The sequence below is a fragment of the Paraburkholderia jirisanensis genome, from assembly GCF_054782355.1.
Map to the genome: position 1 here is coordinate 156,143 of NZ_BAAGSQ010000030.1, position 22,569 is coordinate 178,711.

Annotated in this window: 23 protein-coding genes and 1 pseudogene; 15 read left to right on the forward strand and 9 right to left on the reverse strand. The window is 56.6% G+C overall.

All coding sequences use genetic code 11. The features are described 5' to 3' along the window. Positions 1–59: 59 nt before the first annotated feature. Positions 60–1,475 (reverse strand): hypothetical protein, encoded by a 1,416-nt coding sequence (locus tag ACYVNQ_RS30560; RefSeq protein ID WP_460908032.1) that lies wholly within the window; start codon positions 1,473–1,475, stop codon positions 60–62. Between the two features lie 2 nt (positions 1,476–1,477). Here ACYVNQ_RS30560 and ACYVNQ_RS30565 point away from each other — a divergent pair, with 2 nt between their 5' ends. After that, positions 1,478–2,737 (forward strand): helix-turn-helix transcriptional regulator, encoded by a 1,260-nt coding sequence (locus ACYVNQ_RS30565; protein ID WP_460908034.1) that lies wholly within the window; start codon positions 1,478–1,480, stop codon positions 2,735–2,737. Between the two features lie 371 nt (positions 2,738–3,108). Here the strand turns inward: ACYVNQ_RS30565 and ACYVNQ_RS30570 are convergent, their stop codons facing one another. Continuing rightward, positions 3,109–3,414, reverse strand: coding sequence for a hypothetical protein (locus tag ACYVNQ_RS30570; RefSeq protein WP_460908037.1), 306 nt, complete (start codon positions 3,412–3,414; stop codon positions 3,109–3,111). A 705-nt stretch (positions 3,415–4,119) separates the two neighbouring features. Here ACYVNQ_RS30570 and ACYVNQ_RS30575 point away from each other — a divergent pair. The 7 genes from ACYVNQ_RS30575 (at position 4,120) to ACYVNQ_RS30605 (ending at position 8,569) form a co-directional block, all read left to right on the forward strand. After that, positions 4,120–4,953, forward strand: coding sequence for a ferritin family protein (locus ACYVNQ_RS30575; protein WP_460908039.1), 834 nt, complete (start codon positions 4,120–4,122; stop codon positions 4,951–4,953). A 12-nt stretch (positions 4,954–4,965) separates the two neighbouring features. Next, the gene (locus tag ACYVNQ_RS30580; RefSeq protein ID WP_460908041.1) at positions 4,966–5,838 is read left to right on the forward strand and encodes a class I SAM-dependent methyltransferase; all 873 of its coding nucleotides are present in this window, start codon (positions 4,966–4,968) and stop codon (positions 5,836–5,838) included. 35 nt (positions 5,839–5,873) lie between these two features. Next, entirely contained in the window at positions 5,874–6,278 is a 405-nt protein-coding gene (locus tag ACYVNQ_RS30585; protein ID WP_460908043.1) for an acyl-CoA thioesterase, read from the forward strand. A 20-nt stretch (positions 6,279–6,298) separates the two neighbouring features. Beyond that, positions 6,299–6,562 carry an acyl carrier protein gene (gene acpP / locus ACYVNQ_RS30590; RefSeq protein WP_460908045.1) on the forward strand — a complete coding sequence of 88 codons (264 nt, stop codon included), beginning with the start codon at positions 6,299–6,301 and terminating at the stop codon, positions 6,560–6,562. Positions 6,563–6,574: 12 nt separating this feature from the next. Continuing rightward, a complete protein-coding gene (locus tag ACYVNQ_RS30595; RefSeq protein ID WP_460908047.1) occupies positions 6,575–7,489 on the forward strand; it encodes an alpha/beta fold hydrolase in 915 nt (304 codons plus the stop codon). A 58-nt stretch (positions 7,490–7,547) separates the two neighbouring features. Further along, entirely contained in the window at positions 7,548–8,291 is a 744-nt protein-coding gene (locus ACYVNQ_RS30600; protein WP_460908049.1) for an SGNH/GDSL hydrolase family protein, read from the forward strand. A 77-nt stretch (positions 8,292–8,368) separates the two neighbouring features. Then, a complete protein-coding gene (locus tag ACYVNQ_RS30605; RefSeq protein WP_460908051.1) occupies positions 8,369–8,569 on the forward strand; it encodes a hypothetical protein in 201 nt (66 codons plus the stop codon). Between the two features lie 560 nt (positions 8,570–9,129). On the opposite strand, the gene ACYVNQ_RS30610 is transcribed toward ACYVNQ_RS30605, so the two are convergent. Both ACYVNQ_RS30610 and ACYVNQ_RS30615 read right to left on the reverse strand, forming a co-directional pair. Beyond that, positions 9,130–9,429: a DUF1330 domain-containing protein gene (locus ACYVNQ_RS30610; RefSeq protein ID WP_007589537.1), complete on the reverse strand. Its 300-nt coding sequence runs from the start codon at positions 9,427–9,429 to the stop codon at positions 9,130–9,132. 163 nt (positions 9,430–9,592) lie between these two features. Continuing rightward, a complete protein-coding gene (locus tag ACYVNQ_RS30615) occupies positions 9,593–9,895 on the reverse strand; it encodes a putative quinol monooxygenase (protein ID WP_042309826.1) in 303 nt (100 codons plus the stop codon). Between the two features lie 110 nt (positions 9,896–10,005). Here ACYVNQ_RS30615 and ACYVNQ_RS30620 point away from each other — a divergent pair, with 110 nt between their 5' ends. Both ACYVNQ_RS30620 and ACYVNQ_RS30625 read left to right on the forward strand, forming a co-directional pair. Beyond that, positions 10,006–10,968, forward strand: coding sequence for a GlxA family transcriptional regulator (locus ACYVNQ_RS30620; RefSeq protein WP_460908053.1), 963 nt, complete (start codon positions 10,006–10,008; stop codon positions 10,966–10,968). Positions 10,969–11,214: 246 nt separating this feature from the next. Next, positions 11,215–12,156, forward strand: a complete 942-nt coding sequence (locus tag ACYVNQ_RS30625) for a hypothetical protein (protein ID WP_460908055.1) — start codon at positions 11,215–11,217, stop codon at positions 12,154–12,156. A 973-nt stretch (positions 12,157–13,129) separates the two neighbouring features. Here ACYVNQ_RS30625 and ACYVNQ_RS30630 read toward each other — a convergent pair. Further along, positions 13,130–13,780, reverse strand: a complete 651-nt coding sequence (locus ACYVNQ_RS30630) for a LysE family translocator (protein ID WP_460908503.1) — start codon at positions 13,778–13,780, stop codon at positions 13,130–13,132. 635 nt (positions 13,781–14,415) lie between these two features. On the opposite strand from ACYVNQ_RS30630, the gene ACYVNQ_RS30635 reads away from it, so the two are divergent. Next, entirely contained in the window at positions 14,416–15,885 is a 1,470-nt protein-coding gene (locus ACYVNQ_RS30635; protein WP_460908057.1) for a hypothetical protein, read from the forward strand. Positions 15,886–16,067: 182 nt separating this feature from the next. Then, the gene (locus ACYVNQ_RS30640) at positions 16,068–16,340 is read left to right on the forward strand and encodes a hypothetical protein (protein WP_460908059.1); all 273 of its coding nucleotides are present in this window, start codon (positions 16,068–16,070) and stop codon (positions 16,338–16,340) included. A 321-nt stretch (positions 16,341–16,661) separates the two neighbouring features. Here ACYVNQ_RS30640 and ACYVNQ_RS30645 read toward each other — a convergent pair whose 3' ends face one another. Then, on the reverse strand, positions 16,662–17,456 hold the full coding sequence (locus ACYVNQ_RS30645; RefSeq protein WP_460908505.1) for an SDR family NAD(P)-dependent oxidoreductase: 795 nt from the start codon (positions 17,454–17,456) through the stop codon (positions 16,662–16,664). A 637-nt stretch (positions 17,457–18,093) separates the two neighbouring features. Between ACYVNQ_RS30645 and ACYVNQ_RS30650 the strand changes: the two genes are divergently transcribed. Next, positions 18,094–18,621: a glycoside hydrolase family 73 protein gene (locus tag ACYVNQ_RS30650; RefSeq protein ID WP_460908061.1), complete on the forward strand. Its 528-nt coding sequence runs from the start codon at positions 18,094–18,096 to the stop codon at positions 18,619–18,621. Then, on the forward strand, positions 18,618–18,965 hold the full coding sequence (locus ACYVNQ_RS30655; protein WP_460908063.1) for a hypothetical protein: 348 nt from the start codon (positions 18,618–18,620) through the stop codon (positions 18,963–18,965). Before ACYVNQ_RS30650 ends, ACYVNQ_RS30655 begins: the two co-directional genes overlap by 4 nt. Positions 18,966–19,019: 54 nt before the next feature. Here the strand turns inward: ACYVNQ_RS30655 and ACYVNQ_RS30660 are convergent, their stop codons facing one another. The 3 genes and pseudogenes from ACYVNQ_RS30660 to ACYVNQ_RS30670 all read right to left on the reverse strand — a co-directional run. Further along, positions 19,020–19,265, reverse strand: a complete 246-nt coding sequence (locus ACYVNQ_RS30660; RefSeq protein WP_460908065.1) for a hypothetical protein — start codon at positions 19,263–19,265, stop codon at positions 19,020–19,022. Between the two features lie 101 nt (positions 19,266–19,366). Further along, entirely contained in the window at positions 19,367–19,735 is a 369-nt protein-coding gene (locus tag ACYVNQ_RS30665; protein WP_460908067.1) for a DUF1493 family protein, read from the reverse strand. A 1-nt stretch (position 19,736) separates the two neighbouring features. Then, a pseudogene (locus tag ACYVNQ_RS30670) lies at positions 19,737–19,979 on the reverse strand (STM2901 family protein); the annotation flags it as partial. 760 nt (positions 19,980–20,739) lie between these two features. Between ACYVNQ_RS30670 and ACYVNQ_RS30675 the strand changes: the two are divergent. Continuing rightward, positions 20,740–22,314 carry an RCC1 domain-containing protein gene (locus ACYVNQ_RS30675; protein ID WP_460908069.1) on the forward strand — a complete coding sequence of 525 codons (1,575 nt, stop codon included), beginning with the start codon at positions 20,740–20,742 and terminating at the stop codon, positions 22,312–22,314. Positions 22,315–22,569 lie beyond the last annotated feature (255 nt).

Here is a 22,569-nt window from a genome sequence, read left to right on the forward strand (position 1 = left end):
AGCGGTACCCCGAAAATCTGCGCGGGTTCGCTCAGGCTGGCTTGATTCATCGTGATATCTCAGAGATTGTTGATCTTGTTTTTCAGGCGCGTGCCCTGCGCTTGCATGGTTTTGATTTGCTGCTCGAAATGGTGCTCGGACAGCACGAGCCCCTGATGAAACTCCGCGAAATACACCTGCGAGTGTTGCAGGTACTGCAAGGCGCCATGCGCGTCCAGGCCGTTCGCCACCACTTGTTCTGTAGCCACCAGGGTCAGCTGGAACGGCTTATCGAGGTGATTATCGAGCGCGATATTCATCGCCAGCGAGGTGATCATGCCGCCCACCAGGCTGCCAATCAGTATGCCCACCGGGCCGCCCAGCGCGCCGATCGAGCCACCCACCGAGGCACCCACCACAGCGGCGCCGGTCTGGAAGATGTTCTTGCCGGTGCGCGTTTCCAGCTCATCGCGCGTCATCTTGCCGGCCGCGAACAGCACTAGGCATTGCACCAGATCCACAGCGCAGACCGTCGCGCCGGCGATCGCGCCGCTGGCCAGGCTGGTCTGGAACGCCGAACCCGAGAACAGCGACGGCAGCGAGCGCGCCGCGAGGCTGACACTAGCGGTGGCCGCGCCGGCCTTCAGGGCGCTGTCGCCGGCCGCGATTGCGGTGTCGCGCAAGATGCGCAGCGCCGCCTGCTCGGCGCTCAATTCGCCGTCGCGCACCAGCTTGATGCTCTGGAAGGTGTTGATGCAACCGGCCGTCACCGCCGTGATGACGGCAGCCGAGCCGGCCGCGCGCAGGCTCTGCTGGACCGTGGCCTTGTTCAGATAGCCGTCCTGCATGCGCTGGTGCGTGTCCTTGCCTTGCTGCGTGCCGGCGCCGATCTGCTCGGCCTCGGTCTTGCTGAGCGGGGTGGATTGCACGCCGTCCACCTCGATCTGGCCGGCCGTGTTGTCGCGCACCTTCTCGGCCGCGCGCGCCACCTCGGGGCGGGTCTGCTGATTCTTCAGCACGGTCTTGTGCGCGGACGCCTGGATGCCCTCGATCTGATCGGACGGGCCGATGAAGCGGTCGGCCCGCTCGTAATCGTGAACGCCGTCGCGGGTCGAACGGAAGGCCTTCTGGGTGGCGTCGGCGTCCTTGAAATACTTTAATTGCGCGCCGAGCACCTGCTCGCCGTCCTTCATCACCACGATGTCGTGGGTCTGATCGTTGCGCATCAGCGGGGTTTGCCTGAAGCTGTCAGTGAAGGCGCGCACGTCCTTGTCCTTCAGGATCGCATCGAGATTGAAGGATTCGGCGTGAAAGGTTTCGGCCGCGAACCCCCCTTTTATCGCAGCGTTTTGCGCGGTGGCCGAAATATTGCCCGTGATGGTATTGGCCTGATTGATCTCGCCGATCATCTGGCCGATTTTCCGCGTGGCCTCGGCCGGCCAGATCGGACATACGCTGACGGACTGGGCTAGGGTTTTCTGGTATTCGTTATTCATTGTTGATCCTGACTGAAGCCGTGGCTGAGCCGATATTAGGCGCTGCGATAATCGAAGGACGGCGGCGGTTTCGCGCCGACGAGTGTGTCGCGTTCGAGTCGGGGCATTGTGAATCGGGATCTGGACATGGCATGTCCGATTCGCGGCCTAATATGGCAGCATGCTCGGGATTCACGCGTGTTCGAACCAAGATATCCGCTCCATTCATGCTCACACTGGAAGAAAAAACCGTACTCGACGTCATGGCGTCGCAGTCGCAACGCGCCTGGCCCTCAGGCGAACTCAAAAGCGCGGTGTTGGCGCGTTTGCCGCAATTGGGTGAAAAGACCGTGCGGCGCCTGTTTGTGAAATTGCAGGACGCCCGTTTGATTCAACGCGATGGCGATGGCCGCAATACCCAATGGACGTTGTTGGCGCGCGGTCCGCGTGATTCCATTCGGCCGCCGGTTGATCTTTCACTGGCCTTGCTGAAATTGCGCCAATTGGCGAGACACCATGTTCCTCCCGGCGTTATCGGCGATTTTCAGGAATATCTTGAGGGTGCCAATCGCGTATTGGGCACGTCGCCGTCGGATTCGCGCGTTCGCAGCGCGCAGGCTTGGATCGGCAAGACCGCGCGGGTCGAGCCCGGCTATCCGATGCTGGCGCCCGAGGTCGACGACGCGGCGTTCGATGCGGTGTGCGCGGCGCTATATCGCGACGAATCGCTGGCCATCACTTATCGCGCTACCGATGTGCCGGAGGGCGGGCTGCGCGATTACCTGGTGCTGCCTTACGCGATCGTGGAAAAGGCGCCGTTCTGGTATCTGGTGGTGAGCCTGCGCCGTTCGAGCGGCGCGCAGGGCGCCCCGTTCCTGCTGCGCATGGACCGCATCGCCACGGTCCAGTCGCGCGGCGTCATCATGCAGCGCGATGCAAGCTTCGATCTGGCCGCTTTCATTCGCGGCGAAAAGATCTTCGAATGGTTTCCGGAGCCGCCCGAGCCGGTGGTACTGCGCGTGATCGAGCCGAACGGCGTGCGCAGTCCGTTTCGCGCCGCACGGTTGGCCGACGATCAGCGCATTACCGAAGAGCCCGGCGGCTTCGTGCTGAGCGCGACGCTGACGCCTTCGCTGGCGCTGCGAAACTTGCTGCTCGGACATGCCGCGACGGTGGAACTGCTGGCGCCCGAGCATTTGCGCGCGCGGATCGCCGCCGAGTTGAGCGCGGCGGCGCGGCGATACGAAGGCGCCGCCGTGATGCCGGCACAGGCGGCCGAATAAGGCCGCCGGGCGCTCGGTGCTTCAGTCGGGGACGCCCTCGGCATGGCGAGGCAGAGGCCGGTCGGCAGACAGATGCCGGTCTTCGGGCGATTCGCGTTGAGGGCGACGGCTGTGTTCGAGTTCGAGTCGAGGCGCGCCATCGGTGTAATCCAGCGTTGGGAATTTCGGGCCAGCGCGGGGATGCCAAGCGCCCGGGACCACACGTCGTAAATGTTTTTGCTGCGGTGTGGCGCGAACAGCCCCTTGACCCAAACCGTTACTTAGACATTCGGTCGTCTACTTCAATCAGTAATCCGCCGCCGAATCGCAAAAAAACGGCGTGAGGCGCTGGAACACTGCGCCAACGCTTCGCACACACGGGTTCGGATGGGTTATCGCTTGCAATACCGCATGGCGTTCACCCGCGCCAGCAAGAAATTGGATGTCTCAACATCGCGCACGGGCGTTTGGCCGTGCCCGCAGAAGACGACGGACGACAGCCACGTCGCACCGGTCTGCCCGGCGAGATCGGGATGGTCGGGATCGAGCACGATCCAGTCCGTCCGCGCGCCCGGTCGCGCGTGCGCCGCCCGCATGCGCGCCTTGGAACAGGCGGTCGGTGTCGGTGGATCGCTGGATGCAGGTAAGCCGTTGCAGCACTGCAACGCGCCGGCCGAATCGGTTCCGCCTGCCTCCATCAGCGCGCCCCAAACGTGCGGGTCTTCGCTCAGCCGCGCGGCAAGCACGCAGTCAGCACAGCCTGCGCCGACGACTGTTTAGACATAGTCGGACGGTGGCGTCAGAAACGCTCCATTTAACGAAGGGTGATCGAAGAATCTGTTTCGACTGGTGGAAGGAGACGATATAAGACATCTGCATCGCAGCATTCCGCAAGAAAGAATCCGATAAAACTCCCTTTGTCTAATCTTGAAAAAGGATAAATTTGATATATGCGAATTGGCTATTTTATGGTTATGACAAATCTTCACATGTCATAACTTGACTTGTAAAAATTGAAAGAAGAAAATGATTTATCAAATGAATAATTTCAGATTAATTGAAAATCAATTGATGGGATTTTAACTTCGCATGCCAGTACTGTGATTTCGCCTAGTCGCCGACGCGACGCTTCGCGCGGCAAGGTCCTATTGGCTATCCGCTTATTGTTGCAGTCTGTGCTTACCAAAGAACACCATTTGCAATGGCCCGCTATGTTTTGCATTTGTTCCAACAAGTCGATCGATCAAATCGTCGCCGCGCAGAAAGACATGCCGTTACCATTCACGAAAATGCTCGAATGCTACACGTCCTGTTTATCAGGGTGCGGGTCGTGCATTCCTCTCATTATGGAACGGCTTGAGTGTAAAGACGTGCACATGCACGACAATGGTTAAGGTGAAACTATGCTTTATCCCGCCTTATTTGATAGCTTCGAGCGCGCCCGCTGGAACATGCATGCCGACGTTCCATGGAATGAGTTCGATAAAACGAAGATAGATGACCGCCACTTGCATGGCATAAAAATGAACGCCATTCTTGAGTGGTCGTCCATGCCGACTGCTGAGATGTTTCTGAGGGACAACCAGCATGATGTTGACTTCTCGGCCTTTATTTCCGTCTGGTTTTTCGAAGAGCAGAAGCACAGCCTTGCGTTGATGGAGTATCTGCGGCGATTTGCGCCGGAGTTTCTTCCGACAGAAGCAGAACTTGCATCCGTTCGGTTCTCTTTTGATCCTGCTCCAGCGCTGGACAGTCTGGCACTACACTTCTGTGGCGAAATACGTCTGAATAACTGGTATCGGTGCGCGAGGGACTACCATTCTGAGCCGGTGATTCGAGCGATCTATCAGCTACTGGCGAACGATGAGGCACGCCACGCTCGTGCGTACTATTCCTACATGCAGCAAGCGGTAGACAGCACGCCTGCGGACGCGAGATTGGCTTTTTCAAAGATCGGTGTCTTGATGACCAATGCGCGTATGAATCGCGCAATGCATCCGACAAATTTGCATGTCAACAAAGCACTGTTCCCCAACGACACGGTAAATGGCAGGCTGCCCGATCCAGAATGGCTCGGCAAATGGCTAGATAGCGAAATCCGCTTCACTGCGGATTGGGAGTCGAAAGTCGAGCGGGCCATACTGGGCAATCTATCTGGGCTGCTGGGCGAGTCTTTCGATACGCCACATGCGCTACGAAAATATCAGAAATCGTTGGCAGTTCAAGACGAAATTTAATGCAAGAAAAATATGGCAACCAAGGCAGACATCGCGTACCACTACGACGTGGACAACCGCTTCTTTGGGCTGTTTCTCGATCGACAGCACCGTGCGTATAGCTGTGCTGTATGGGACGGTGCGGCATCTCTAGAAGAAGCGCAACAACAAAAGCTTGCCCGGCTAAGCCGGTTTGCGGGAATTGAACCCGGAAACTCGGTCATTGACGTGGGTTGCGGGTGGGGAGGCATGCTCAAGTACGCAATCGACTACGCGGGAGCGGCAACAGCAACTGGCATCACATTGAGCGAAGATCAATATCGCTTCGCTAGCGACCTACAGCACGCGCAGATCAACGTACGGCTCAGTTCATGGAGAGATTTCACGCCGGACGGGCGGTTTGACGCCCTTGTCTCCATCGGCGCTTTTGAGCACTTTGCCTCATTAGAGGATCGCGATGAGGGGCGACATCGTCGGGTGTACGGTGACTTTTTCGATTGGTGCCGCTCCGTGTCTACCAATCGTGCGCGGTTGGGGTTGCAGACCATCGTAACCTTGCGCATGCCGGAAAGCTTGAGAGAAGTACGCGATACGCGCTATCTACTCGAGCGTGTTTTTCCCGGCTCAGCATTGCCCAGTATTGGCGACGTTCAGGCGGGTATTCAAGACCGGTACGAAATCAGTGAAGCAAAGCAGATCGGCCCTGACTATGCCCGGACCTTAGCCCAGTGGCGGGCGCGCCTGACGCACCACCGCGGAGAAATAGAACGCAGCTATGGCGAAGAACTTTACGCGCACTATGAGAAATACTTCCTCGCGGCGGAGAGCAGCTTTAGCGCGGGCATTGTCGGTCTGCTGCAGTTGAGTCTAAACCCGGTACGACACGCCTTGTCGTTCTCCCGATGACTCACGGCTCGCCGTCAACTGCACCATCGGGGCTTATGTCGGAACTGACGTTTCGTCCGTTGCCCTACGAAGTTGACTTCACCGGTTTCGTCAGCAATACAGTTGCGCCTCGATGGATGGAGGCGTTACGTGTCTGCCTGATGGACGAGCATTTTCCGCATTTCGATAACGGTGCTCCCGAGCACTTGTCGGTTATCGCTGAAACGCGAGTCAAGTACGTGAAGCCTATACGTTATGGCGATTTGATCCATGGTCGAGCCTGGATTGCCTCGGCTTCACTCTCTCGCTGGATTGTCGTGTTTGCGTTCAAACGCGATGGCAGTGGAGAAGAGGTGCTCCGTGGCGAGCAGACGGGTGCTTTCATTAGTGCGCGAACTTTTGCGCCCATTCGCATACCGGCTGCGATCAGGCGGAGCCTCACGTCTTTCGCATTTCCCTGAAATATCTAACAGAGCAGAACATGTCAAAGCAAACGACCCTGGAACGCACACAAGCCTTGATCGCGGAAGCCCTCGACCTCAACGCGGCACAGATACTGCCGGAGCAATCCTTTCGCAATGACCTCAAGGCAGATTCTCTCGATAGTGTAGAGATCATCATGGGCATCGAAGATGAATTCGGCGTGGAGTTCGGCGAGGACACCGCGGCGCAGATTGATACTGTCGGCGACCTGGTAACGGCAATCGAGAACGCGCTGGCGCAAAAATGTGACGCGCCGGCTTAAAGGCGTTAAGCCGTGCTGGAAATTGCTAAATCGGAGTTTGCAGACGTGATCAACGAAGTCTCGCTTGCCCGCAGTCCACTCGCCGTTCGCCTCTACGTTCAAGTGCTACGGTGTCTATTTCGCATACTGTCGTTCGTCAGTCTTCGCCTCGCGTCGTCTCTGGCGCTCAAAGTTTTTCTCACTCCGCCTCGCACCACAGCGAGTCGCTGGGAACGCAGGTTTGAGGGCTTGGGAACACGGCAGTTCGTGACGGTCGGTGACAAACAGTTGCGCGTCCTGACTCATGGCGCGGGCGACAAGACGGCGTTGCTGGTGCATGGATGGGGCAGCCGAAGTACACATCTTGGAAGCTACGCGGAATCCCTCGTGCAGGCTGGATATCGGGTTTGTAGCGTTGATGGCCCGGCGCATGGTCACTCGACAGGCAAGTGCACCGACATGATGGAGTTCGCCCAAGCTATTGCGATCGTGGCTCAGCATGTCGGGCCCATCGACGTGGTGGTCGGGCATTCGTTTGGCGCCGCCTGTACATTGTTGTCGATTGACCGTTTTGGATTGAAAGCGGAGAAACTGATCTTGATCAGTTGCTTTGCTGAGGCTGTCTTCATTACAGAGTCGTTCGCGCGCTTCCTCCGGATCGGTAAGGCGGCTGTTCACGACATGCGCTTGCGGCTCGAACGTAAATATCGAAATGCGTGGAGCTGGGAGCGCATCTCACCGACGCAACTCATTCGCACTTACCGAAATCCAATCCTGTTGATTCACGACATGCAAGACGACGAAGTACCTGTCCAACACGCACAACTTCTTCAATCGAACAATCCGAATGCGCAGATGTTCTTCACGGAAAATCAGGGGCATCGCAAAATACTCCGCGACAAGAGAGGCATTGCTGCTGCCATCACATTTCTTGCCGATACGGCGTAGCGTATTTTGATCTGTCGTCCGTGTTGAACCAGTCTAATCTCGCTCGCGGTGCTGTCCAATGTTGAACCTGTATAAGGCTGCACTGGGCCCAGTTCTCTTGGTGCAGGCGTGGTGGCTCCGGCGAACTGCGTTGCGTTTGCCGGAAGCTGCTGGCCCTCGCAGCGGCATTGAGGGGAACTGCGGTCCCGGGACAACGCCATTGCGCATCCTGGTTGTCGGAGACTCGTCGGCCGCGGGCGTCGGAGTCAGTACCCAAGCCAAAGCGTTGGCTCAGCCGGTGGCAAAGCGATTGGCAAGGATGACGGGCCGATGCGTGGCTTGGCAACTGGTCGCCCGGTCGGGAGTCAACACTAGCGAGGCGCTTGAGCTATTGGCGCGCAGCCAACTCGATCCCGCGGACTACCTGATAACGGCGCTCGGCACGAACGACGTCACGTCGCAACGCCGGCCGAATCAGTTCCTGCGCGACTACGCTTTGCTTGCCGACACGCTTCGCAGACGAACAGGTGCGATCGGCCTGGTCGTGACCGGGCTGCCGCCGTTGCGAATCCTTCCTGCTGCATCCCATCCGCTGCGCTGGTATCTGGGCCGCTACGCAATTCGGTTAGACCGGGCGTTACGCGATTGGGTTGAGCAAGAACGGATGACATGCTACGTTTCACTGGAGTGGGCCGCTTGCCCTGAAGATATGGCACGAGACAGATTTCATCCTGGGCCGACACAATATCGTCGATGGGCTGAGCTCGTAACCGACGAGATTTACACGATGCTCGAAGCTTCAACGGACGCTGTATCGACGTAGACATGCATCGCATTTAACTCCACGAGGAACCAAGAAAGTTGTGGCCTATCCTTAAGATCGTCGCGAAGATTCACCGGATGGCCATTCCTGGATGGGGATTGGCAATTGGCGGAGCCACCCTGATGTTTTTCGACCAGATCGTGCTGATTCTGATTGGGACTTGGCTATGGGGAGCCGTGCCCGAGCATGAAAAGCCCTTCTCTGATCGCTCGATCGGGCTTCAACTGTTCGTCATTGTCGTTGCGATGCCGTATATCGAAACGCTGATTGGACAATGATTGCCAATTCGATTGATACGTGGCGCTCTTGGTCAGCCGTGGTGGCTTGCTGGGCTTGTTTCAGCTGTTGCATTTACTGGCCTGCATGGCTATACCGATCGTGCCGCACTGAGTATTTTCTTCGGCGCGACCGTGCTCGCCGCTGTGTTCGTAATAGAGGCGCGACGGCACGGCCGGCCTGTTGTGATTACCTACCTCACGCATGCTCTGGCGAACGCTTTCGTGCTGGCGCTGCGACTCGCATAGTGGCGCTCGTGAGCTAAAGGTTTCGGTCACCATCCAACGACGCACGACGAAGCCTAAGACATAACCCGGCTGGCCCGATAAAACCCGCCATCCTGACTCAACACGATCTCACGACCTGCACGGAACACATACCCGCAAGGATCGGCATCAAGCGCGAGAGTCCGTGCAGGAACGCCGGCATCCTTAACTCCGGCCTTGTACCACGTTCTAGGCGAAGCGCTACGGCGCCCCACATGCGAGCGCCGTAGCGATGCTGCCGATCAACTAACCCTCGAGCTGGGGCATGACGACGCCGTGTCGGAGTGACCTGGAAGTTAGAGCCCCTCGGGCCACGATTCCACGATGAATGTGGTGCTCGTGGCCGCGGCCTGACGCATTGCCTTGAGGGGTGCGTACTCAGGGGATTTGTACCAGGCTTGCGCATCTTCGACGGTCGGGAACTCGAGGACAACGCTGGAGTCCACGGGGCCGTTTTCCAGCGCGGCGCTGATAACGGGCCCGGCAAAGAATTTCACGCCCTGACTCTTGACGACCGGGATCGCTTCATCGCGATATTTCTGGAGCAATGCTTTGTCGTGAGCACTGTGCACGACGAAGATCAGATAAGCACTCATAGTTTCCTCTGTTTTAAGTGAAATCGCACAACGAGGCACACACTGCCTGGTCGAGCGAATCATCACCGGCTTTCGCGCCAGAAGAGGCGCGCTCCAGTGAGCTAAACTCCAGGCAGCATGCTTCATCGGCACTATTGCCGTTTCCGTCACGCTGCCATGTTCATTACGCGGGCAGCTTGAAGGCGAGCAGATCCGCTTTTTCGATGACCGGATCGCGAACGAAGAGATCCTTGGCGGAAGCCATCAGAGCCGCGGCGGCTTGACCGGTCAGGTGACCATTGCGGCCGGCTTCGTTGTCGAACGCGTCGAAGATGGCGAACGTCGACTTGCCGGTGCGGATCGCGAACCAGGTGACGGTGAACGCCTCCTTTTCCACGAGCCCCTTAGCGCCAGCCAGGAATTCGGCGACGGCCTCTTCCTTACCCGGCTTGGCTTCCATCGTCGCGAGGATTGCGAGCTTGATCATGATTTTCCTTTCGTCCCGTATGCGGGAATATGTGTAAGAAGCCTGTACTTTAGAGAGCTTGGTCGCCCACAATAAGTGGCAAATTTGCCTTTTTTGATATAATTCCTGCCATGGAAATCCATGTAATTGCTATCAACGGCGTCGCGGACTTCGGGCTCTCGGCAATCGTGGACACGTTGAGCTACGCAAACCAGCTCGCGCCAATGCTGGACCCTTCACCTGCGCCTCTGAACGTCACGATGGTTGGCGTCCGACGGCGCGTTCGAACCGCCAATGGACTCATTGTTCCAGTGCAGTCCATCGACCGGCAGTCCCGGCCGGACGCGATCGTCACGCCTGCCCTTGGACCGGTGACGCCTGATGCCATTGAGGCCGCACTCGAGCAGCCAGAGCTACGCGACATCAAGGCAGCGATGGTCGCCAAGGCCAACGAAGATGTGTGGATCGGCGCCGCCTGCACGGCGACCTTACTGCTCGCAGAAACGGGACTTCTGAACGGACACACGGCAACAACATCGTGGTGGCTCGCGCCGCTGTTTCGCCGTCGCTATCCGAAGGTGTCGCTTGACGACTCACGCATGCTCATCGTCTCAGCGCCGTTCGTCACGGCCGGAGCAGCCCTGGCGCACGTCGACCTGGCGCTTGGGCTCGTGAGGCGTCGAAGCCCCGCACTTGCAGCGCTCACGGCTCGCTACCTGCTGGTCGATTCGCGCGCATCGCAGGCCGCTTACGCTATCCCCGATCACCTGGCGCACGCCGACCCTTTGGTCGAGCGCTTCGAGGGATGGGCGCGTCGCAATCTTTCGAAGGGCTTTAATCTCGCCGATGCTGCGGTTGCGGTCGGAACGAGCGAGCGCACCCTGGCGCGGCGCCTGCAGAGCACGCTCGGCAAGACGCCCCTCGGGTTCTTCCAGGACTTACGCGTCGAGCACGCGGTGCATCTGCTCCAGACGAGTCACGAAAGCGTCGATCGGGTGGCCGAGCAAGTGGGCTACGCCGACGGTGTGACTCTGCGAGGGCTACTTCGTCGCAAGCTTGGAAAGAGCGTGCGCGATCTGCGTACGACGCTCTAACCTGGTCGGAGAGGCCGCGATGGGCAGATGCGTCGCGGCAAGATCATCGCGATGCGTGACAGCCAGACCACGGTGCTCGAGCAAGGCACCAAACGAACGTGGAAGCTACTGTGTCCGGCCATGCAGGGCGGCGCGGAGTGATCGTTTCACTCCGCTAACAGCCATCGGTCGTGTGCAGCAACGAACGGCTGGATGGGTCGCGTCCAGCCGACCGAGGTCGGTCAAGCGACGAGATGCATGCGATTCATGAGACAGCAGCTGGCCAGGAGCGGTCAGTCGGTGGTAGCGCTCAAATCGTCGATAATTGCGTCCTCAAGATCGAAACTAGCTGTTGATCAGCCTAAATCCGTTTCGACCAAAACGGTATGTCTGCCACGCCGGACGCTACGCGAAGGGGGAAGAATGCATCGTGCCAAGTTTTGGCTTACTTTTGTCTGTTTGTATTTCGGTTTTATTACCAGCGTCCTCGCGGATCAGTTTGATGGCTATATTCAGGCGAGCCAGCAGTTCGACGAATGGGTCGAGAAAACCGGCGCCATGCCCCGCCTGACAGATGAACGAGCCGCTGCGTTGCTCGCGACGCTATCCGATAATCGGCGCTTTCTCGACGGCATTACGTTCGACGACGCACAGCTACCAGCGTTGATGGACGTATGTGACAAAGCGAACCGCAAAGTCATGAGTTATATGCTGTTCGATCTACGTAATCATGTTGACAAGAGCATGTCCGCTGAAGCCCTTCAGCAGGCCGTGCTCCGACTTGAGCAGCGGAACGTGCTGACTTACCAAGACGAATTGTCTGAACTGCAACCGTTTGAGATTCGCTGCATGGCGCGGCAAACACCACTACTTGCGCGGTTTATCGAACGTCTGAAGCCAGAGGAAATTACGCCTGTACGGCTGAGAGGTCTCGAGCAGGGCAGGAAGGGAATCGATGGCTTTTTTCTTGGAACTTTGTTCTCGGCGAATGACATCTCATTGAGTGAGCACTATCGGGTCAGCATGCTCAAAGCACTTGCTGAGACCGCTTCGCAATTCGTTCCGATCATGAAACAAGACGAGCGAGAGAAGCTAGAACTGAGGGCAAAAGCTGCAAGCAATAGTGCGCCAGAAAGTCTGAAGGGTTACATCGAGACAATTGCGAAAAATCTAGCGCAATCAACCTGTGAAGGATTGTGTAGGTACTGATTCGATTCGAAGGTCCGCTGTCGGGTAACATCATACGACCGCTCAGGGTCGAACTGAGCCAGTCGTTGTGCGGCTGAGCGCGATCAATCGCGAGCGCTGGACCATTGCACCGGACGTGGCGACAATGCGACTGCTACCAAGGCTAACTATGGGGTTCGATTCATGGGTTGTCTAACCAAGAAAATGATCGGAGCAGCGTTGGCGATTTGCGTGATATGCGTTGGCATTGGCGTTTACTACTTCAGGTGGCAGGGCGTCGACACCTCAATTGTCAATGCTCCTGGCTACCCATCTGGGGGCGGTATCCGCTGAAGTTAGTCGCTGCCAAAATGCAGGGCAATAGCCGCGGCTGAACCACCGCTCTAGAGGAAATCGAAGGTCCCTTATGGGTCGGCTGCAGATCTCGGTCCTCGGCGTCCGGAGGTAGTCGGCCACAACCGGTCGTTCGACACGGACGCTCAAATCGCCGAAAATCAACGAGCTTGTTTTCGTCGACAACTAGCGTCCTTACTGCCGAATCGCCAAGATGAAATCACCCGCAATTGTCCAACCACTTGCACATTCGCTGGCCGAGTTTTCATCGACCGGCGGTTGTGCTCGAGAAGTCGTGGTTGCGGGGCTACGTTGGCCCACTCCATATTGGTGCAGTCTGGCGGTCGATTGGCTCGAGCAAGGGCTACCGGTCGACGATGACATCGTTGAGCTGCTGCTGGCGATCGCCAAAAATCGAAGGTTTCCGCAGGATCTGCGGCACCGTGCATGTTCCGTCTACAGACGGTCGACAAAACGCCAAGGCGCGCAGTAGTGGGTCGTCAGGCTGTATAGCTAAGACGCCGTTCGGCCACGAGCGGTCACTCGACATCACTGGTTAGTTCGTCAGCAATGGATGAAGCTTTAATCAACTGCTAACGTTTTTTTTGCTGCACTGGTCCATATGAGCAAGTGAGCTTTCCGCGACGCAGAGCGAGCCGCATCAGATCTTATCTGTTGCCAACTTCAGCCCGAGCCCAACAAACAGAGCTCCCATTGCCTTGGATAACCAGGAGGAAATGGCGTGATTGCGGCGAAGTGCAGTTGTCATTCTCGCGGCGAAAAAGACGTAGGTGATACTCGTCGCTATTCCAACCATGTTGCAGGACAAGCCTAGTGCGAGCAAATGCATCACCGCGTTTAGATCGTGTGCGCTCACGAACTGGGGAAGCAGCGCGACATAAAACAGCGCGACTTTGGGGTTCAGCACATCACTGAGAAAGCCTTGCCAAAAAATAAGTCGTAGAGCTTTCGTTCTCGCATCTCCAATGGGAAAAACCAGGCTTCCCTTGGAGAGCAACGCTCGTAATCCAAGGTAGAAGAGATATGAGGCGCCTACCCACTTTACCGCAGTGAACGCCGCTGCGGACGCCAGGATTACCGCAGAAGGCCCGTTACTGCCGCGACGAGGTGCACATATGCGCCGAGATTGATTCCGAACGCTGCACTTAGACCCGCGGCACGCCCCTGAGCGATTGTTCGCCCTAGCAGGAACAACATATCGGGTCCCGGGACCAAACACAGAATGAGGCTGGCACCAACAAACAGCATGTATGTGTGGAAGCTCATGGTTTCCTTGAAGGAGATCAGGCATAGCTTGCAAAGATACAGCTTCGCCATAACAAGGCGCAAAGCCGACCACAAACGCCGCTGTGTTTGCCGCATGCGATTTGCATCATGGCGACCTGCCGAGAACAGCCAGTAACAGCCAGTCGACGCCCTCGGCCAAATCGTTGACAATTTGGCAACTTCACATCCTGGAAGTCGAGCGATGAAATGCTGGATATGTGGGCGAGCACTCGATCAGCCCGACGATCTCTTGTCGATGAACTGTGGCGGCGACTGCTGGGGTTGCGTCGGCGAGATTGAGGCTAATCTAGGCGATGCGGAATCGATCAAGCAGGTCCGGGAAGAACACGTTCGCGGACTTCGCCCGGGATGGATAGACCCGGCGAAGCAGTGATCACCAATCTCCTGTTCGGGTCGCTGTCGGCCAGTTGCGGTCGTTCGACATCGTAGACTTGATCGTCGACAATAATGGCATGCTGTCATCCCCAGATCGCATCGAACCAGACGTTCGTCCGGCGCTGCCATTTAAGGCATCGACAGGAAAAAAACACTTGAATGTGTCGCTAAAAAATCTTTCTGGCCGGGTCTAGCAGATGTCTTACGCTTGGTTACAAGCGAGGCACGAAGACTACCTAACGAAGGCTGGCTGCAAGTCACACAATGACAAAACATATTGCCGTATTAGCCGCCATGGTATTGCTGAGTGGTTGCAACACCAGTCGCTCCTTATCGACCGATCTCTCTTCCGGCTGTTTATCCGGTCCCGCTACGTCGGCATGCGTATCAGATACGATGGCAACAACGCATCGAGCAACTGATCCTTCACAGGCGGAGTTCACTCCAGCGGCCCAACTTCGAAACCGGACGATTGGTGACCGGTATAGCGAGGTAAACGCGCGAATCAACGCATGGCTGAAAGAATGTGCAGTAGCCATGTCCACGCCTGAGTTGGACCCAATTCGCAACAAGATAGAGGTTTTTCATGAGCCATTGACGCCTACGCCGAATGCGTACCCGTCGCTGGATGTGTTTCCGACGAATGCCGAAATACCACTTATCCTGAAGTGGATTGGACTCCGTGATACCTGCATAGAGCAGGAGCGTCGAATCGATCTGATGTCGCCGAATCTGATGCCGACGGAGCAAGCGATCGTCCTGCAAAAGGCGGCGTTTGTCAGAATAAGCGAAGCGACGCAACGCCAGCTTGCTGTCGCCCTTTCGCAGCAAAAGCTCACGTACGGTGAATTTTCCCAGCGCCGGTATCAGATCAATGCCACAGAAGACAATGCTGGAATGCAACTCGGTCTGACCTTAAATATTCGGGATCGATACAGTCAGTTCGTTGCGCAGCGCCGCATCAATCAGCAGTTCTCGGCGGAGATTGATACGTTGGAAGATTACCTGCACTCCCTCGACGCACGCCCGCCTCGAGTGGTACGTCTGGCGGCTACGCATGAAATCGGGTCTCCCGCATCGGAGCAGATGTGCGGCGCAAGTTGCTCCTCGTCTCTGATGCCGGAAGGATACATGTTCAAGCAATTACTCCATGGGTTCACCGTCTCGGGTGGCGGGCTTGGAGGAACGAGAACAACAGTGGTTGATTTCGATACCGGGACCCTATCAGTTATCGATTTCGAGTTGAAATTGATTGATGGGAAGTCGCAGTCCACGATCACTCATCGCTCGAACATTGCACTTGCGACGGAAGATCTGGCGCAACTTCGTGCCATCGCAAACATGATCTGGATATCCGCCGCCCCGATTCCGACAGCACAAGCCAGTCTAGACGGCTTTTGGGCAATCCGCCTAGTGGACGGCAGGGTCGCAAGATCTGAGCATGGCTTGGGCAATGTCGGTGGAGCAGGCCGGGACCTCAATGCGTTGTTGCTCAGCATCGAGGACAAGCAACTTGCGCACTTCATGTTTGAGAACAGACGCATGTACCAGCTGTGGTCGTGCTATCCGTATCCGCTGGGTGGACACGTGGGCACTCCCACTTCGTACATTCGAACATCAGGAAATGCTTGGTCGGATGCCGACTACGCGCCTCCTGTTTTTCCGATTCCTTCAGGTAATCTGCTGCCATTTCGCTTTGATATTTCAAGGAGTCAATCGACGTGCGCCGATTGAGATATCGATGTCCAGGAGAAAACCAATGGATCATGGCGTTCGATGGGAGATTCGAAATTCGCTTGTGCGACCGTCGGCTTGCAGAGAATCTGGAAGACCGTTCAGGGTCGTTAGGCGCGACCACGGTGGCCCGTCATCGGCCAGTTTGCGACGTTCGACAGGCGCCCGTAGATTGGTGACAATTGAGTAATTCCGGCGCAGTTTGCAGTAGCGAACGGGGCGACAACGCAGAAACTGCGAGCGACGGGGAAACAGATGCGCTGGATTGCCGGATATTAATCGCTTTTCCATTCCTGCTAGCCGAGCTATTGGCGGATCACAATCAAGGCCCCGGCACTTTGCTTGCCGTCGAGGCTGCAGTCTTCGTAGTCGTTTTTGGGGTTCTCGGGTTGCTCTTTTTGTGGGTCGCAAGGAAAAATGAAGAACTTGCCCGCCAGATAGAATTGCTTCCGTGAACGCCGGTGCTCGATGCCCGCTGTGCGAATCCAGCGTCCACCACGCCGCGAACGTCCGTTCAGCAGAAAGTCGAGCGTCTATTGCGGGTCGCGTCCAGCCGACCAAGGTCGGTCAAGCAACGCGATGCATGCGATTCATGAGACAGCAGCCGGCCATCAGCGGTCAGTCAACGATCCGGTGAAATCGTCGAAAATCTTCGAGGCCTCGCTTGGTTGCGCGAGCTCGCGAACGCGCTTCCACCATCCGCCAACCTTTCCTCGGAAGTGCCATGCCACTACCGCTCGTCAATGGGCGAAACAGCCGGGCGAGAACTGGCCTTATTACGACCAGCCACCCGTCACCATGACATCCTCCGACGTGATCATGCGGCTATCGTCGGCCGCGAGGAAGAGCGCCATGCGCGCGAGATCGCCGGGCTCCATTTCCTCGTTGATGCACTGGCCGCGTCGTATCTCTTCGCGGCCTTCGTCGGTGAGCCACAGGTTTCGCTGCTTCTCGGTCAACACCCAGCCTGGCACGAGCGTGTTCACGCGGATCCCATACGCGCCGAGGTCCTTGGCGAACCCGCGCGTCAGGCCCTGTACTGCCGCCTTGCTCATTGCGTAAACCGGGAACTGGCTGCTCTTGAGCATCCAGCAATGCGAGCCGAGATTAATGATCGAGCCCGCGCGTGCGGCCTTCATATCGTCGACCACGGCCTGCACTGCGAACAACTGATGCCGCACGTTAACTGCAACGCCTGCATCGAACGACTCGGGCGTAATGTCGGCGAGCGCGTGGCGGCGATCGTTCGCCGCGTTGTTCACGAGCACCTCGATCGGTCCGAATGCTGCCCGCACTTCGGCGATCGCCGCGTGTAACGCGGGAATGTCGGTGATGTCGCAGGCGACGAAGAGCGGTTTATGGCGCGCGTTACCGAGCGATCTGGCAAGAGCTGTTCCCGCGTTCGTGTCGATGTCGAGAAAGCCCACACGTGCGCCTTGCGCAACGAAGTGCTCGACGAACGAAGCGCCAATGCCATTCGCGCCGCCCGTAATGAGCACGACCCGGTCTACCAGACTGGGATAGCTCGCGTAACGTGCTTGTCCCGAAGATTTTTCGTTAGAAGTTGCCATACACATCCCGTATTGGTTAATCGCTGCAACGACGAAACCGACTGTGCGCCATGGAGGTTTTCTTGTGAGCCAAGCAGGTCCGGCTTCGTCGCGCTCTCCCGCCTGACGCCCAAATGACGCATTGTCTACGAGAAGGTGGTGAGCCGCAAAGGCGTGCTCGTCGTCGTGCGTTTCCAATACTAGGGCTTGTTGCATTCTTGGCCGCTACGCAATTCGGTCAGACCGAGCGTTGCGCGCTTGGGTTGAGCAAGAACGGATGACACGCTACGTTTCACTGGAGTGGGCAGCGTACGATGCTCGAAGCCTCGGATACCAGCGTCGACGATGACTTGCCCGAAACTGTCGGATTCAACGCTCACCCGCACGCGAGCAGCCGCGAAAGCTGACGGCCACGATAGGCGAGGTCGAAATTGCGTAACGGTCGATTCCCCGGCCGCGTCTGCACAAGCAGCGCAGGCGTCGGTGAAGTCAGCATGTATGCCATTGACATAACGTTTACAGTTTCTCATTTAACAAGTAACGCGGCATACTTAGCGCGTTACTCTCGCGGGCATTATTCTTTTCTTTCCCGTGACTGCCTTGGATTTCGCGAGTGCAGTTTGCACGCGTCCCGTTTGAATGCCATTGGAAACATGACATGCCATCTCATCCGACGCACGGCCATCACACTAGGCCGCATCAAGCCCCCGCGCACCGCGAGCCCCCGTCATACGTCAAGAACTTTATTGACACTCATCTGGAAGCCGCACGCGCGATCCAGCAAAAATATCAGGTACCGGCAGGAGTCGTTCTCGCGCAATCTGCGCTCGAAAGCGACTGGGGCCGTACGGTGGTTGGAAATGCATATTTCGGCGTGAAGGGCAGGGCGCCGTCCGGAGCGAGCACGACCTTTACGACGCATGAAGTAGTCAACGGCAGGGCCATAACGATTGACGATGCCTTCCGTTCATACAGTGGCTACGACGATGCGGCAGAGGACTACGCAAAGATGCTGCGTAACAATCCTCGTTTTCGCGGATGCTTTCTTTACACGAGTAGCTCTCGCTTTGCTATCGCGCTCGCCCAAAGTGGGTATGCGACGGACCCGAGTTACTCAGCCAAGCTCAATGCGATTATCCGCGCGCACAAGCTTGACCAGTATGACAACAGGCGGGTGGATCAATGATGCGACGCGTGATGTTTGCCGCAACGTTGCTTGTGGCCTGCCAGGCGTGGGGGAAAGGCGTAGCAGTTGACAGCGGAGATGCGGCTGCCACGATGGCGGCCAATATAACTCGGGATTATGGTTTGTCGACCGACAAAACTGAGTGCCTGTTCTTTGATACCGCAGACAAAGGTGACTATTTCCTTGTTCGTGTTCGTGAGAAGCACACAGATACATGCGGCGGCGAACCGGACGTTTCACCAGTCCTTTTTTTCCTGAAACTTCGCAAGCGCGATGGTCATGCTGTTACTACTGCATACGACGGCGAACACTACCGGCCACTCAAACCGCAACACGCCAAATAGTGGCGCTCGTGAGCTGAAGGTTTCGGTCACCCGTCCAACGACGCACGACGAAGCCTAAGGTTTAACCCGGCTGGCCCGATAAAACCCGGCATCCTGACTCAACACGATCTCACTACCTGCACGGAACACATACCCGCAAGGATCGGCATCAGGCACGGGAGTCCGTGCAGGAACGCCGGCATCCTTAACGCCGGCCTTGTACTCACGCAACAGAATCGGCGCAGTCGCGCGCGTTGCGGCACGCATGTTGTCTGCCTTGCAATCGTCGTCGCCCACTTTCAAGTGGTTCTTGCCGATCACGATCTGCTTGCCGATCAGCCCACGCAGTTGATCTTCGCCGACAGAGATTTCACTAAGCGACGTCGCTTAACGACGCCACGCATGGCCGCGTAGCCAGTACTTTAATTTCGTGCCGTTGTCGCTTCAATTTCCTCCGTATTCCATCTGCCGCGCCGCATCGCTTCAGCGAGCATGCCCAGCGTAATTGGCACAAGTGGAGCATCGCGGAACTTCTTTGAGAACACTCCGGCGACTGCGCGTACAACGTCTAGTGAGTCTGGGCCGAAGTATCGGGCATACGGAAAGCCGTCCGGAGCATCGATGTTGAACTTTTCCGCCCACTTGTCGATAAACTCAACAGCGTCTACGCCGGTGATGCGTAAATCTTCTTCGATGCGTGACTCTGGCTTTAGCTCAAGGCGTCCGAACAGCGGACGGCCTAGTTCTTCGCGTGCGTAAGCTTCAAGCGCTTCCCAAATCTGATCTGCCATATCAAAGAACCCGGTCTTCAGTTTTCGCCAGGCGGTTGTACGTAGTAATCGTGTTCCGCATGATCAAAAATGCGTCGCGGCCCAGCAGTACCGTCCCTGCAACCGGAATAGCGCGGCCCACAAACGCGCCCAAGCTACGAGTCATCACGATTCGCAGTCCGCCTGCACCGGCCTTTACTATGGTCGGCAACCGCACAGCCACTCTGAACGGCAAAAACGTGCGTGCGACCAACGATGCAACCGAGGCTGCACTGAAGGCTCTTCCCATTGACGTGCGATGTAGCGGCCCAACCCACCGGGTACCGGATCTCGATTCATGACAAGAATATTTGGCATCAAGGCGAAAGTGAATGAATTTGTGAATTTTTCTGACGATTTTGTCAATTAACTTTGAATTTCCTCGACCGAAAGAAATGCAATTGAAATAAATCGAGCGTCATTTTTTAATTGCCCATTGGCCACATGAAAACGGAAAAGACAACCTAGTTGTACGGGGAGGTTCCGTCGCTAACTTAACACGCTTAATTTCATGTTGCTTCGCCGGTTCGCTACTTTATTTTTATAACTCAAATCGCATGGATATGCGAATTTTTCAGTGAAGCGATGTGGATTTGACTGCGCTGCCTCAATCCAAAAAGGTTAAATGTCATGCCAATATCCGTAAGCAATAGATCCTCAAATAGCGTTTCCGTTTCAATTAATCGATGGAGTGAGGATGGAAAGACCACGTATATTTCCATCCAGCCTGGTAATTCAGAAGCATGGGAGCGTTCCGATGCGCGTGGATTTATATTGAATGTTGAAAAGTCCAATGGGGTTGCCGCATCTTACTTTGTAACGGCAGGACAAAATATCTCCGTGTTTGACTCATACCTGGAGGACAGCTCTGGCGCACGTCTCACAAGTGCAGACCAACGATTTAACACTTGAGGCGCAAGCGCGGAACGGGACGATGAACATCCATCACATCCCGAACGTAGATTACTTTTTCATTGGAAAAACCTGTGATAAAAGTCCAGAACGATAGTAAAGAATCGATTAAAGCCTCTGTGAACGAATGGAGGACTGCCCATACAGAGAAGTACACCATCGAACCGGGCCACAGCAATAACTGGGATCGCACCGATCGGCGTGGTTTTGTTCTGGCGATTGAAGCGTCGAACGCGCAGGGGAGCGGACGATCCTATTTCGTCAACGCAAACGATTCAATCGTGGTTATTGACGGGCCAGCGAAAGACGAACTGATCGTCAAGGCTTACACCAATGGCGATGGTGGCATCTTGAAGGTTCTCAACGTCGCCGGAACCGGTGGTTCCGTGTCGACAGACGTGCCAAACCAGGCGAATTCAAACGAACATCCACAGATCGATGAGGAAAGCGATATGCCGACGGGTTATTCTTTATTAAGTGCAGGTTGGCAAGGTTATGGTCAACTGGGAAATGGCATCCAGTCAGATGAACCACAGTCGAATCTCGCCGTAGTTCGGTCGAATATCAAACCCATACTGCCTGACTCGGGAAGACTGTTTCATTCCATCGTAGGCGCAGACGGAGTTGTCTGGTCATGGGGAGCCAACGATTTTCAGGCTACCGCAACGGGACACGTTGAAAATCCGGCGCTATTTCCCGCGCCGAGTATTTTTGAAGGACAAGTTCCATTTGAAGGGAAGAGACCCGATATCCGGTTTGTCTCGACGGGCCCCTTTCACCAGGTGGCACTGGATAGTGATGGAAATCCATGGGTAGCCGGCTGCAATAACGATCAACGACTGGGACGTTCCGACGGGCATCAAACGCAGTTTGTCCGTCCCACGTTAGTGCCTCAGCGTTTCTCATACGTTTGTGCGGGAGGATCGGCAAACTGGGACGGTAGATTCACCATCGGCATTGATCGGGAAAACGGAGGTCTCTGGGGTTGGGGTTGGGCAAATACTGGCGTACTTGGACCCGAGCACGGTCGTGATAGTGGCGTACCCATCAACCTTGCTCCCAGTCTCGATGTTAAGTGGAAAATGGTCTCTGCCAACTTCTGGCGGGCACTGGCCGTCAGTGAGGATGGCCGCCTCTATTCGTGGGGGTATCAATGGTGGAAATCATTGGGGCCGGCAGAGCAGGGACATGGACAGGACCGCGACATCATCGATGTTCCTACCCTGGTGACGGTAGCCGATCCCGCCGGCGGCGCGAACGTGCAATGGGTCAAGGTCGCGCTTGGTCACGATCATGTGTTGGGACTGGACAGCAAGGGGCGTGTCTGGGGGTGGGGGAAGAACATGAACTTTTGCCTGGCCCAGGCAGAGCTGGATGGTCTCTTCGACCCACAACTTATCCCGCTTCCCGATGGCAAGCGTATTGTCGACATCGCGGCTGCCGGTCTTGACGATGCACTAGGTTATAGCGCTGCAGTCGCCGACGACGGAGATGTATTCGTTTGGGGATCCAACCGCAATAGCCAGTTGGGCCTACCTGCCAGTGAGAATGTGACTCACCCCACGCAAGCGCCACTTCCAGCGGGGCTTAAGGCCTGTCGGGTGGCGTTTGGTGATCGAGCAATCTTTGTGCTGGCTCAGGCCAAATGAGATCGAGCATCTGACGGGGCGTCGGCGTCAGTTTCCGCCGGTCTATCCTCCGTGATTAAGCGGGTTCACGATTGTGTCCGCAACCCACAACGTGCGGACGCAATCAACGACCAAGGTGACCTGACTTTTGAAACGACGACAGCTCGAGCGACGACTTGCTGATGATCGTAGGCACCCGCATCGGGTCAATGCCCGTAGCGACTGGCGAGTGCATGCGGGGGTTCCTTCGGGTTGATTGAGCTGGGCGGCAACGGC

Bases quoted from the DNA above. Each gene is read 5' to 3' on its own strand.
- ACYVNQ_RS30575 (WP_460908039.1), top strand. From the start codon at position 4,120: ATGCTTTATCCCGCCTTATTTGATAGCTTCGAGCGCGCCCGCTGGAAC.
- ACYVNQ_RS30620 (WP_460908053.1), top strand. From the start codon at position 10,006: ATGGAAATCCATGTAATTGCTATCAACGGCGTCGCGGACTTCGGGCTC.
- ACYVNQ_RS30665 (WP_460908067.1), bottom strand. From the start codon at position 19,735: ATGGCAGATCAGATTTGGGAAGCGCTTGAAGCTTACGCACGCGAAGAA.
- ACYVNQ_RS30610 (WP_007589537.1), bottom strand. From the start codon at position 9,429: ATGAGTGCTTATCTGATCTTCGTCGTGCACAGTGCTCACGACAAAGCA.
- ACYVNQ_RS30635 (WP_460908057.1), top strand. From the start codon at position 14,416: ATGACAAAACATATTGCCGTATTAGCCGCCATGGTATTGCTGAGTGGT.
- ACYVNQ_RS30650 (WP_460908061.1), top strand. From the start codon at position 18,094: ATGCCATCTCATCCGACGCACGGCCATCACACTAGGCCGCATCAAGCC.
- ACYVNQ_RS30580 (WP_460908041.1), top strand. From the start codon at position 4,966: ATGGCAACCAAGGCAGACATCGCGTACCACTACGACGTGGACAACCGC.
- ACYVNQ_RS30645 (WP_460908505.1), bottom strand. From the start codon at position 17,456: ATGGCAACTTCTAACGAAAAATCTTCGGGACAAGCACGTTACGCGAGC.
- ACYVNQ_RS30560 (WP_460908032.1), bottom strand. From the start codon at position 1,475: ATGAATAACGAATACCAGAAAACCCTAGCCCAGTCCGTCAGCGTATGT.
- ACYVNQ_RS30585 (WP_460908043.1), top strand. From the start codon at position 5,874: ATGTCGGAACTGACGTTTCGTCCGTTGCCCTACGAAGTTGACTTCACC.
- ACYVNQ_RS30630 (WP_460908503.1), bottom strand. From the start codon at position 13,780: ATGCCTGATCTCCTTCAAGGAAACCATGAGCTTCCACACATACATGCT.
- ACYVNQ_RS30625 (WP_460908055.1), top strand. From the start codon at position 11,215: ATGAGACAGCAGCTGGCCAGGAGCGGTCAGTCGGTGGTAGCGCTCAAA.
- ACYVNQ_RS30655 (WP_460908063.1), top strand. From the start codon at position 18,618: ATGATGCGACGCGTGATGTTTGCCGCAACGTTGCTTGTGGCCTGCCAG.
- ACYVNQ_RS30600 (WP_460908049.1), top strand. From the start codon at position 7,548: ATGTTGAACCTGTATAAGGCTGCACTGGGCCCAGTTCTCTTGGTGCAG.
- acpP (WP_460908045.1), top strand. From the start codon at position 6,299: ATGTCAAAGCAAACGACCCTGGAACGCACACAAGCCTTGATCGCGGAA.
- ACYVNQ_RS30605 (WP_460908051.1), top strand. From the start codon at position 8,369: ATGGCCATTCCTGGATGGGGATTGGCAATTGGCGGAGCCACCCTGATG.
- ACYVNQ_RS30570 (WP_460908037.1), bottom strand. From the start codon at position 3,414: ATGGAGGCAGGCGGAACCGATTCGGCCGGCGCGTTGCAGTGCTGCAAC.
- ACYVNQ_RS30615 (WP_042309826.1), bottom strand. From the start codon at position 9,895: ATGATCAAGCTCGCAATCCTCGCGACGATGGAAGCCAAGCCGGGTAAG.